General features: G+C 52.6%; 7 protein-coding genes. 4 read left to right on the forward strand and 3 right to left on the reverse strand.

Going from position 1 to position 11,808, the window contains the following annotated elements:
- Window positions 1-200: 200 nt before the first annotated feature.
- A complete protein-coding gene (locus WIH05_RS04375; protein WP_337425035.1) occupies window positions 201-452 on the reverse strand; it encodes a hypothetical protein in 252 nt (83 codons plus the stop codon).
- Window positions 453-654: 202 nt separating this feature from the next.
- On the opposite strand from WIH05_RS04375, the gene asnS reads away from it, so the two are divergent.
- The 3 genes from asnS (at window position 655) to WIH05_RS04390 (ending at window position 5,035) form a co-directional block, all read left to right on the forward strand.
- Complete coding sequence (gene asnS, locus WIH05_RS04380; RefSeq protein WP_022273141.1) at window positions 655-2,046, forward strand: asparagine--tRNA ligase; 1,392 nt, start codon at window positions 655-657, stop codon at window positions 2,044-2,046.
- Window positions 2,047-2,123: 77 nt separating this feature from the next.
- Window positions 2,124-3,194, forward strand: coding sequence for an exonuclease SbcCD subunit D (locus WIH05_RS04385; RefSeq protein ID WP_022273140.1), 1,071 nt, complete (start codon window positions 2,124-2,126; stop codon window positions 3,192-3,194).
- A gap of 5 nt (window positions 3,195-3,199) precedes the next feature.
- Window positions 3,200-5,035 (forward strand): AAA family ATPase, encoded by a 1,836-nt coding sequence (locus tag WIH05_RS04390; RefSeq protein ID WP_337425036.1) that lies wholly within the window; start codon window positions 3,200-3,202, stop codon window positions 5,033-5,035.
- 784 nt (window positions 5,036-5,819) lie between these two features.
- Here WIH05_RS04390 and WIH05_RS04395 read toward each other — a convergent pair.
- Window positions 5,820-6,362 carry an NADH peroxidase gene (locus WIH05_RS04395; RefSeq protein ID WP_022273138.1) on the reverse strand — a complete coding sequence of 181 codons (543 nt, stop codon included), beginning with the start codon at window positions 6,360-6,362 and terminating at the stop codon, window positions 5,820-5,822.
- An 87-nt stretch (window positions 6,363-6,449) separates the two neighbouring features.
- On the reverse strand, window positions 6,450-6,851 hold the full coding sequence (locus WIH05_RS04400) for a transcriptional repressor (protein WP_022273137.1): 402 nt from the start codon (window positions 6,849-6,851) through the stop codon (window positions 6,450-6,452).
- A 173-nt stretch (window positions 6,852-7,024) separates the two neighbouring features.
- Between WIH05_RS04400 and WIH05_RS04405 the strand changes: the two genes are divergently transcribed.
- A partial coding sequence (locus tag WIH05_RS04405) for a cytidyltransferase-related domain protein (protein WP_337425037.1) occupies window positions 7,025-11,808 on the forward strand: 4,784 nt, incomplete at its 3' end.

Below are 11,808 nucleotides of genomic sequence, written 5' to 3' on the forward strand. Positions count from 1 at the left end.
ATTCCTAATTGCATTACGAGGAACATTATACTTCTTATAAGAGAAATTATCGGAAGTATAGGAGAATACAGAAATTAATAAAAAATTAAGAAATAAGTCCAAAAAATGGCGTGAGAGGCAGACTGCTGTTTAATCGATTTTGCTGTATATAATATATATACTATTTTGAAAACAACAACGACACTGTACGCGCCTTGTATTTAAACTCTGCTTTTCTCATGGGATTCACACACAGCGTTTAATACCTGCTGCAATTTTAAAATATCATCCGTGATTCCGCTGAGGTCATCGCTCTGGTCCTCGAACCGGCAGTTGATATGTGCCAGCTGCTGGCTGAGCTCATCCAGCCCCTGGCTGGAGGGGCAGCCAGAACGCTCCCCCGTCCCCTGGTCAGAATACGCCTCAGAGGATCCGCTGTCTGCTGCCTGTACTGGCTTGTTATATAACTCCATGGATACCAGCCCCTTTGCTTTTGAGCATGTGATTTCATATGCTGTCTTTCGGTTTCCTTCCTATTCTACTAAAACGGCTGTGAAAATACAAGGATGATTCCCGGAGGATTCTCCCACCTTCCCCTTGAATCTCCGCTGAAAATACGATATACTGTCATAAACTGGTTTTTATTTATAGAAACAGAATTGAGGAGAAAGAAAAATGGAACTGACTACTGTTAAGGAGCTTTTTAGCGACCGTGAAAAATATCTGGACAAAGAGGTCCAGGTGGGCGGCTGGATCCGCAGCATCCGCGACTCGAAAGCATTCGGCTTCATCGTATTAAATGATGGAACGTGCTTTGATACCCTTCAGATCGTTTACCACGATACAATGGAAAACTTTGCGGAGGTTTCCAAATTAAACGTAGGCGCGGCTATTATCGTAAAGGGAACCCTGGTGGCGACGCCGGAGGCAAAGCAGCCCTTTGAGATCCAGGCGGATCAGGTGCTGGTGGAGGGCGTTTCCAATGCCGACTACCCGCTGCAGAAAAAACGCCACAGCTTTGAGTATTTACGGACCATTTCCCATCTGCGCCCCAGGACCAATACGTTCCAGGCGGTGTTCCGTGTCCGTTCCCTGATCGCCTATGCGATCCATAAATATTTCCAGGAGCAGGGCTTTGTTTACGTCCATACGCCGCTGATCACCGGAAGTGACTGCGAGGGCGCCGGAGAGATGTTCCAGGTGACGACCATGGATCTGGCCAACGTGCCGAAGAAGGATGACGGAACTGTGGACTTCTCCCAGGATTTCTTTGGAAAGCCCACCAACCTGACCGTAAGCGGCCAGTTAAATGCAGAGACCTATGCCATGGCCTTCCGCAACGTTTATACCTTTGGACCCACCTTCCGCGCTGAGAACTCCAACACTACCCGCCACGCAGCTGAGTTCTGGATGATCGAGCCGGAGATGGCCTTTGCAGATCTCAACGACAATATGGCCGTGGCTGAAGGAATGTTAAAGTATGTGATCCGGTACGTTCTGGAGAATGCCCCGGCGGAGATGAATTTCTTCAACCAGTTTGTGGATAAGGGACTCTTAGACCGGTTAAACCATGTATTAAATTCTGAATTTGGTCATGTGACCTATACGGAGGCCATCAAGCTTCTGGAGGAGCATAACGATAAATTCGATTATAAAGTATTCTGGGGCTGCGATCTCCAGACGGAGCATGAGCGCTATCTGACAGAGGAGATCTTTAAGAAGCCGGTGTTCGTTACGGACTATCCAAAGGAGATCAAGGCGTTCTATATGAAGCTAAACGAGGACGGAAAGACGGTTGCAGCCATGGACTGCCTGGTTCCGGGAATCGGAGAGATCATCGGAGGAAGCCAGAGAGAGGACAGCTACGACAAGCTTCTGGGAAGAATGAAGGAGCTGGGCTTAAGGGAAGAGGATTATGGCTTCTATCTGGATCTGCGTAAATACGGTTCTGTACGCCATTCCGGCTTTGGCCTTGGCTTCGAGCGCTGCGTGATGTATCTGACAGGAATGGGCAATATCCGCGATGTGGTTCCGTTCCCGCGTACTGTAAATAACTGTGATCTGTAAAAAATACGAGTGACTGGGAGCGCGCAGATGACTGCTGCGCTCCTTTCGTCTCTATTCGGTAATTGGGGGATTCAGCCATGAAATTTATTCACACTGCAGACATCCACTGGGGGATGGTGCCTGACAGCGACCGGCCCTGGGGGAAAAAGAGGGAGCAGGCTATCCGCCTCACCTTCCAGGCCATCATTGAGGATGCCAGGGACAGCCGTGCGGATCTTCTTCTGATCTCGGGAGATCTGTTCCACCGCCAGCCGCTGGCCAGGGATCTGAAGGAGGTCAATTACCTGTTTTCCACGATCCCGGGGACCCGGGTGGTGATCATCGCCGGAAATCATGACCGGATTCGCAAAAGCTCTGCCCTTCTGAGCTTTTCCTGGTGCCCCAATGTGACGTTTCTGATGGACGAGACCATGACCTCCGTATATTTTGAGGATCTGAACACGGAGGTTTACGGCTTCAGCTACCATACGACGGAGATCACAGAAGACAGGACTGCGGGATTTTCTGTATCTGCTTCCCGACGGACCAGGATCCTGATGCTCCATGGAGGAGATGCGAAGCACCTGCCCTTTGATAAAAACGCTTTGGCGGCGCTGCCGTTTTCTTATATCGCCCTGGGCCATATCCATAAGCCTGCGGTGCTTCTGGAAAACCGGATGGCGTATCCAGGTTCCCCGGAGCCTCTGGACCTTACGGAGACCGGCCCTCACGGCTATCTGACAGGAGAGATCGACGACGCCACCGGCCATGTGACCTCTCTGAAATTCAAGTCTGCCGCCCAGGCCCAGTATATCCCATTGGTAGTCAGTGTGACCCCGGCCACCACCAACGCCGAGTTGTCCCAGCTCATTGCGGACGAGATCAAAAAGCGCGGCGCATCCAATATTTACCGCTTCCGGATCCGGGGCATGCGGGACCCGGACACGGAATTTGATCCGGAGCTTCTGGCAGGGCAGTGGAATATCAGCGAGATCCTGGATGAAACGGAGCCCCAGTACGATTTTCACGCGCTGTTTGCCGACCATCCCAGTGATATGATCGGATTTTATATCCAGGCGTTAATGAAGGAAAATATGAGCCCGGTGGAGAAAAAGGCCCTGTATTATGGGATCCATGCGCTTTTGATGACAAAGGATGAAAGGAGTTAGGGAACATGAAGCTGCTGGAACTGCATATCAACGGATTCGGAAAGATCCATGACCGGACCATCTCCTTTTCAGACGGGATCAATGTGATCTATGGCCGCAATGAGGCGGGAAAGTCCACGCTTCATACCTTTATCCGGGGAATGCTCTTTGGAATGGAACGGGGCCGTGGGCGCGCTGCCAGAAATGATCTGTATTCTAAGTACGAGCCATGGGAGAACAGTGGGACCTACGAGGGCTGGCTGCGTCTGGAGCAGGGGGGCGTGGTCTACCGCATTGAGAGGAGATTCCGCAAGGACGACCGGTATCTGAGGATCATCAACGAGACCCAGGGACGGGAGGAGGAGCCCACCCGTGCCCTGATGGACCGGATCCTGGGAGGCCTCAATGAAACGACGTATAATAACACCATCAGCATCAGCCAGTTAAAAAGCGCCACTGAGGACGGTATGGTGGGCGAGCTGAAGAACTATATCGCCAACATGAACACCACTGGGAATATATCGCTGAACATAACGAAGGCAACGGCGTTTTTGAAAAACCAGAAGCGGAGCCTGGAGGCCAATCTGGTCCCGGATGCATCCAGGGAGTATACGGCGCTGCTGGCGGAGATCCGGGCGGTGGATGCGGAGATCTCCTCCCCCCAGTATGAAAACCAGCTGGCTGTTTACCAGAGAACACGTTCCCAGGTAAAGGGGATCATTGAAAATACCCAGGCGGAGAGGGCAGCTCTGGCTGAAAAGGTGAAAAAAAGCCGCCAGGTGCTGGCGGACGGCCAGTTTACAGACCGGTCATCGGTGGCGGCCTGTGAGGAAAAGGCCAGATCCCTGTATGACAGCTTCTGCACTGCGGAGCGCGAGTGTAAAAAACGGTCCCGGAAGCTTTTGGCGGGAGCGGGGATGCTCCTGGCAGTCTGCGGCGCCCTTCTGGCCGGATATCTGGGGATCACAGATCTTTCCCGTTTCCTGCCGTTTGTCATTGCCGGGGGAGGAGGGGCCATAATGGGCCTGGTCCTGGCGATGGTGCTGACGGCCCGGGGAAAGCGCTTTGACAGAAAAATGGAAGAGGCCCGGGCGCAGCTTTCGGAGCTTCTGGCCCGGCATCTGGGAGACGGAACCGTATCCTCGGAGGCCATGGATGCGTTTTATGGCCGTATGGCAGAGTTTTCAAAGCTTTGTGATATGCTGGACCAGTCTGAGCATGCGCTGGATAAATATACAGAAGATATCAGCTCTCTCCAGGAGAAACAGAATAACTGCAGCGAGATGATCGAAAAGCAGCAGAGGACCCAGTGGGAGCTGGAAAAGAAGCTGGAGCATCTTGGCGCCTGCCGGACCAGGGCCGCGGCCTTAAAACGGGTGCTGGCGGAAAACGACCGGGTCCGGGAAGAGATCCTGGCCATCGAGATGGCCCAGGAGACCATGACGGAGCTGTCCTCATCCATCCGGGATTCCTTTGGCCTGTATCTGAATAAAGAGGCGTCCAGGCTGGTATCCGGGATCACAGGCGGGATCTATGACAGCATGAGCATTGATGAAAATTTAAACGTATTTCTGAATACAAAGAGCAGACTGGTGCCGCTGGAGAGCATCAGCAGCGGGGCCATGGACCAGGTGTATCTGGCTCTGCGGCTGGCGGCTGCCAGGCTTCTTCAGGGGGATGGCGAGCCCTTCCCGCTGATCTTTGACGACAGCTTTACGCTTTATGATGACGACCGGCTGCGGACTGCGCTTAAGTGGCTTTCAGCGGCCTACGACGGCCAGATGATCATTTTTACCTGCCACCGCCGGGAAGCGCAGATGTTAAGGGCGCTGCAGGCGGAATTCCAGTTGGAAGAAATTTAAAAGAACGGAAAAAGGGATTGCTGCATAATGAGAGCGATTAGGAAGTAAGACTAGAATGGTTAATTATTCAATTAAATCTGTTATTGTTTTATAGGGAGCCCTATTGACTTTCCTTTTTGCACTTGCTAGAATGCAGGTACAAAGGAAGTTTACCACTGACCGATATGTGGTATATAAATGGTCGGGTTGAAAGTATAGTCCTTCGCCGCAAGGCGAGGGACTTTTTCCATAATGAGGAAAACAGGATTTTATACTATCAAAGATAAATTTTTTGAAAATATGCCAGATCCGTATCTTAAAGGAAATAAGGTGGGAAACCTTGTGATATTCTCCATATCGTTAAGCTGGACGATAGCCGGGAAAGCGCATTTCTGATACAGGATATGTTCCCGATAACAGAAGAATACATAGAACGGGAATATACGATTGCCGGAAATCATTTGATGCTGACCAGTGAGCATACCGCCAGAGAGATTGAGCGAAAAGCGAGAAAAGTTATGGGGATGTTGAAACGCGGCATTAAATTTACTCCAACGCAACCAGATGTTATAGCGATATTGAAGAAGCTGAAGGCGCGCAGATAGTGATTCCAACTGGCTCTATTTTGGCTCTGAAAACTAGGGGTGGAACAAATACAGGAAGAAATATTTAAAGTATGCCAAAAATCCGGAAGAAGTTCCAAATGAAAAGGATTTCTTCCGGATTTTTCTATGTATAGAGCGAGGGTATCGCTCAATCATCTAATTTGATGATTTTGCGATACCCCCTTAATTATCTGTAATAATTAGCCGAAGTATCTCTCTAAGAGACCCTGGAAAGCCTTGCCGTGACGAGCTTCGTCTCTTGCCATCTCATGAACTGTGTCATGGATCGCGTCAAGGTTAGCTGCTTTTGCTCTCTTAGCCAGGTCGAACTTACCAGCTGTTGCGCCGTTCTCAGCCTCAACTCTCATCTCCAGGTTCTTCTTGGTGCTGTCTGTAAGAACCTCACCCAGAAGCTCTGCAAACTTAGCTGCGTGCTCAGCCTCTTCGTAAGCTGCCTTCTCCCAGTAAAGGCCGATCTCCGGATATCCCTCTCTGTGAGCAACTCTTGCCATAGCCAGGTACATACCAACCTCTTTGCACTCGCCCTCGTAGTTTGCTCTTAAGTCAGCCATGATATCTTCGCTGGAGCCCTGAGCTACGCCTACAACGTGCTCTGCTGCCCAGCTCATAGCGCCTGCCTGCTCCTGGAACTTGGAAGCCGGTGCATTACATACCGGACATTTCTCCGGAGCTGTCTCGCCTTCATGAACATAACCGCAAACTGTGCAAACCCATTTCTTCATAGTGTTTTCTCCTTTATGATTTGATTTTTTTAATTTCGATAATAGTAATTGTTACTGATATCAATATAGCATATTTGATACCTTTTGTCAACAGATAATTTTTATTTTTTGTTGACATTCACTGCATTCTCCGTAAAAGAAAATGGTGTGGGAGTCTACCCGTCCGGGCGCCGGCCCTGTCATAAGCTCCTCCGTTTTGTGCACCAGGCTCTGGGGAAGATCGATGATAGCCCCGCAGGTCTTACACACAAAATGGTAGTGGGGTTCTGTCACATAATCAAAGTGTTCAGAACCGTCCCCGCAGGAAAATCTCGCTATTTCGCCCAGCTCTGACAAGAGCTTTAAGTTCCTGTAAACCGTTCCCAGGCTGATATTTGGAAATTCCTCGCGGATGGAAAGGTAAAGGGCGTCGGCAGTGGGATGGTCAGTACGGTTCATCAGACAGTTTTTTATGGATTCTCTCTGACGGCTGTACTTAAGCGTCTTCATACCTGTCTCTCCTTCCTTAAATATTCCTCCCGCATCGGGATGACAATCATTAATAATAATAATTGTTACCATTATTATATACAAATATAAGGAAATGTCAAGAGGTTTTTTCTTGAAAACAATCGTTTCTGTCATTATACTATAAGAAAGTATGAAGAAAAAGAGGTGAGGCCATGGGAACGAAACATATCCGCCATCTGGTCACCGAGCTGGCCGCGCGGCTGTCAGACCGGGATTTTTTGAGAAAGGCCGGGATCAGCCGCCGTACCATGCAGGAGATATTTGTAAGAGATAAGTGGGAGGAGGCCCTTGAGAGCCTGTTCCCCATCCGGGAGCGGCTTTCCTGTAAACAGATCCTGGAGCTGTGCCACCCAGAGCTTTGGGCCCTGTCCGGGGAGCCGGAGGAGGGCTGGATCTCCTTTACCTATAAATTTTCCACTCATATCCTGTATCCGGATCCGGAGTTTTCCGAAAAGGCGGCGTCCTATGCCAGGGGCGCGTATGTTTACCTGAACGTGCTCCAGTTCTTCTTTGATGAGGAGAGAAAGGCGGTCCCCTTCGATCCCTTCAATGATTTTGCCCTGCTGGGGGAAGAGGAGTACCAGAGCTGTGACCGGGCTGGAGAATACGGCCGGTTTGTGCGGGAATTCCGGGATCAGTATATTTATGAGATGATGCGCTTAAACCGGGAGGCTACGCCCTTTGAGACGCTGAGCCATATTGCGGGAGTCCATCATGTGGCCATGACCGTGGCCAGAGGGCTGAAAAAGGCGGGGGTCCCCATCGACCTGGCTTTATCCTCGGGAGCCGCTGCCGGCCATGATCTGGGGAAATTTGGCTGCAAGCCCAATGAACGGGTCCCTTACCTTCACTATTACTATACCAACCAGTGGTTCATGGCCTATAAGATGGAGGGCATCGGCCATATCGCGGCCAATCACTCCACCTGGGATCTGGAGCTGGACAATATCACTGTGGAGTCCCTGGTCCTGATCTATGCGGATTTCCGCGTTAAGCAGATGCGGGATGAAAGCGGGAAAGAGATCACGAAGATATACAGCCTGAAGGATTCCTATGATGTGATCCTGTCCAAGCTGGACAATGTGGACGAGGCCAAGAGGAACCGTTACCGGGCCGTTTATTCCAGGCTTTATGAGTTTGAGCGGTATATGCGCTCTCTGGGGGCCGATACGGAGCTTTCCGGAAATCCGCCGAAGCCGGAAAAACGTCCGGATATCGCCATCCAGAACAGCAGCCAGGTGGTTACCTCTTTTCTGTATTTTGCCATCGAGCACAACATCGACGTTATGCACCGGCTGGGTTCAGAGCGGCAGTTTGGAAATATCCTGGAGGCGGCCCGCAGCGAAAAGGACTGGAAGAATGTGCGGGCCTATCTGAATATTTTTAATGAATATTCCATCCATCTGGATCATAAACAGAAGGAACAGACCATAAGCTTTCTGTATGAGCTTCTTTTAAACCGGGAGGGAGATATCCGCAGGCAGGCGGCCGCCCTGATCGGAAAGATGTTCGCCAATTTCAACGCAGGATACAGGAAGGAGATCCCCGCCGATATGGCGGACCAGGACGACCGGCAGGCCCGTACCCTCTGGGAAACGTATATGGAAAAGCTCATCTGCCCCGATTATCGTCTGACTCTCCAGCAGAAGCGGCGGATCCAGAATTCCTTAAAATACGTGCTGCTTTCAGGGATCGAGCACAGCGATGACCGGGTGCGGGAGGAAATGCTGACCATTTTTTACCGGTGGTTCGATGGAAGCCATGAGCTGGATGAGGACGCCAGATTCGCCCTTCTGGACGCTGTATTTTCCATGCCGGCCGAGCTCTGCGCCAGAAGCGGCCGCCTGGACTGCCTGGCGGATTTTGCCGTGGATAACATGGACCATGAGGACGACCGGGTGCGGGTGGCCGCAGTCCGGGCATTAAAGGTGCTCACCAGCGTGGTCACCAGGGAAAACGCCTGCTATGGGCGGGTGGAAAAGGCAGTGACGGAAATGGATACCGGCAGCATCACCATGGTGTTTTTACAGTACCGGATCCTTACGAACCTCCGTCTGGATACAAAGGCCCAGCGGGAGATCCTGTACGGCAGCGACGTGGTCAGCGACATTTTCCTGGAGAATCTGAAGTCTGTGACGCCCTGGATCTTAAAGGCCATAAATATCAAGCTGCTGGCCGACCAGGTAGATCATGGAAGGCGGGAGCACATCCTCCATATCTGCGCCCATCTGTCCAACCTCATCAAGGTCAGCGAGCATGTAGGCGTGCGCCATGACGCAGGAAAGGCCCTGCTGCGGCTGGGGCACCTGCTGTCCACAGACCAGGCCAACGAGATCGCCGTGGAGCTTTTAAAGGGTCTGGAGGTGGGAGAGTATGAGTTCTCCAAGTATATCCCTGAGTATCTGGGCGAATTTGCCCTGTGGCTTCCGCCGGAGCAGCTGGACGATCTGATCGAACGGCTCCATCTGCTTCTGGCCAATGGAAATGAACAGATCGTATCCGTGGCCCTGGACACCCTGGGCGTGCTTTTAGAGTGCTATTCCCGTTACCCATCCAGGTTCCGGGAGCCGGAGCAGGTATCCCTGGACCGGCGGACGAGACTCCTTGGGCTGATCCTAAGCTGTCTGGCCAACTACCGGGAGCAGGTGCGCCAGGAGGCCATGCTGGTCATCGGCCAGCATGTATTCGGCTCAGAGAAGATGTCCGAGCGGGATAAAAACGACCTGTTTTCCCTTTGCTCCAAAAAGCTTCTGTTTTTATTAAATGAGAACAAGGGCGGGGAGCTGAGCCTTTATTACCGGGCAGCTGCCCTGGCCCATATCAGCCGGTTCATGTCCCGGTACCAGCTTTACACCGGGGACGTGGTCTTAAAGGGCCGCAGCAAGGTGGCGTTCTTCCCGGGCACCTTTGACCCGTTCACTCTGTCCCACAAGGAGATCGCCAGGCGGATCCGGGAGCTGGGCTATACGGTATTCCTGGCCATTGACGAATTTTCCTGGTCTAAAAAGACCCAGCCCCATCTGGTGCGCAGGCAGATCGTCAATATGTCCATGGCCGATGAGTTTTATGTCCATCTGTTCCCCGACGATATCCCCATCAATATCGCCAATCCGGCGGATCTTAAGCGGCTGCGGGAGATCTTTGCGGAGCAGGAGGTTTATATCGTGGCGGGCTCCGACGTGGTCCATAACGCCAGCTCCTATAAAAAGGAGCCGGAGGAAAACTCTATCCATGGCTTCAATCATCTGATCTTCCGCCGGGCCGGGGACGCCAGGCCGGGAGAGATCTACGAGTGCATCACTGGAAAGGTGGAGGAGCTGGAGCTGCCCAAGAGCCTGGAGGACATCAGCTCCACCAGGATCCGGGAAAATATCGACAAGCACAGGGATATCTCCAGCCTCATCGATCCAGTGGTCCAGGAGTACATCTACCACAAGGGTCTGTATCTGCGGGAGCCGGAATATAAGCCCATTGTGCGGGCCAAGGCCATTTCCTTTGAAAACCAGGGTCAGCCTGGCTGGGAGGTGCTGGACCATCTGGGCAATACGGTCCTTTACCGGAATCCGGAGGCGGAGGCGGTATTATCCAGGATCGGATACGAAAAAGACCAGCTGCTGATCCTTAAAAATGCAGCGGAGGGCGACCGTCCCGTGGGCTTTGTAAGCTTCCGGGAGCTGCGGTCTGAGGAGCTGTTTGGTGTTTTAAAGAGCATGGAGCTGGCCAACGCCGTAAGGCGGAGGACCAGCCGGGAGGTGCTTTACATCACCGGGATCCACGCCAGGGAGAGGGAGATCCATGACGGCGAGGCCATCCGGGATCCGGCCCAGCTTTTGCTGGCGGAGGTCATTACCCAGGCCCTGGAGAAAAACTGCAGCTTTGCCATTTTTGCCGCAGAACGGGGGACTGTCTCCAAGGAGGCTGCTTTTGCTCTGGAGCGCCAGGGCTTTGTGCGTCCGGAGCTGTTGGAAGAGGGGGAGAAGCGGGTCATTTACATGGTGGATATGCATGAGCCTCTGATGCTCCTCCACAATCTGGAGACCACCCTGAAAGAGCCCTTTGGCAGCAGCCCGGCCGTTTTGTCGGCCATTGAGAGAAACCATAAAAAGCTCCAGACGGCCATGACGAAGCTGTACCCAGGGAACCTGGTGCTGTCCTTATCCTCCGGCGTCATGCACCACCGGATGGTAGACCGGATCACAGCCTTAAACGGCGTGCCGGGAGAGCCGCTGACACCCAGGCGTCTGGGAGAGAACATGTGCGTGCCGTTTGGTAAGATCTTAAGGGGCAAGGTAGTGCCCAACACAGTCACCAAGACTCTCCACACCGATAAGGTCTACGAGCCGGAGCTGGATTCCTATGCCATCGAGGCATTCCCGTACTATTCGCCTCTGGAGAGCCAGATCAAGACCATCAGGTCCTTTGACCGGCCGGTGATCCTGGTGGATGATCTGGTCCATAAAGCCGACCGGCTGCAGGCCCTGGCCCCAAGCCTCAAAAAGGCCGGGATCCCTGTGAAAAAGGTGGTGGTGGGAGTGATCTCCGGCTATGGCCGGGATCTGATGGAGACCTTCCACCTGCCGGTGGAGAGCATTTATTCCATGCCCAATCTGCGCCAGTGGTTCGTGGAATCCACCTTATATCCCTTTATCGGCGGCGATACCGTGCGCCGGCGGGATATGAAGGTGGCGGGGCTCCAGCCGTCGGTGAACATGATCCTTCCCTACGCGGCCCCCAGGCTTTCCGGCTGCAGCCGGGAAGCTCTCTATGAGTTCTCCGTGTGCTGCATCGAAAACTCCCGGGATCTGCTCCAGGTACTGGAGGCGGAGTACCGGAGCCAGTTTGCCAGGAACCTGACCCTTTCCAGGCTTTCGGAGGCAGTGATCCTGCCCCTGTGTCCCGATAAGGGGAGCTGCATGGAATACGACGAAAACCTGGC

The organism is Alitiscatomonas sp., from assembly GCF_037242085.1.
In the GTDB taxonomy this organism is placed as follows: domain Bacteria; phylum Bacillota; class Clostridia; order Lachnospirales; family Lachnospiraceae; genus Alitiscatomonas; species Alitiscatomonas aceti.

Excerpts from the sequence above, each read along its gene's own strand:
- WIH05_RS04390 (WP_337425036.1), top strand. The coding sequence starts at position 3,200 with ATGAAGCTGCTGGAACTGCATATCAACGGATTCGGAAAGATCCATGAC.
- WIH05_RS04400 (WP_022273137.1), bottom strand. The coding sequence starts at position 6,851 with ATGAAGACGCTTAAGTACAGCCGTCAGAGAGAATCCATAAAAAACTGT.
- WIH05_RS04385 (WP_022273140.1), top strand. The coding sequence starts at position 2,124 with ATGAAATTTATTCACACTGCAGACATCCACTGGGGGATGGTGCCTGAC.
- asnS (WP_022273141.1), top strand. The coding sequence starts at position 655 with ATGGAACTGACTACTGTTAAGGAGCTTTTTAGCGACCGTGAAAAATAT.
- WIH05_RS04395 (WP_022273138.1), bottom strand. The coding sequence starts at position 6,362 with ATGAAGAAATGGGTTTGCACAGTTTGCGGTTATGTTCATGAAGGCGAG.
- WIH05_RS04375 (WP_337425035.1), bottom strand. The coding sequence starts at position 452 with ATGGAGTTATATAACAAGCCAGTACAGGCAGCAGACAGCGGATCCTCT.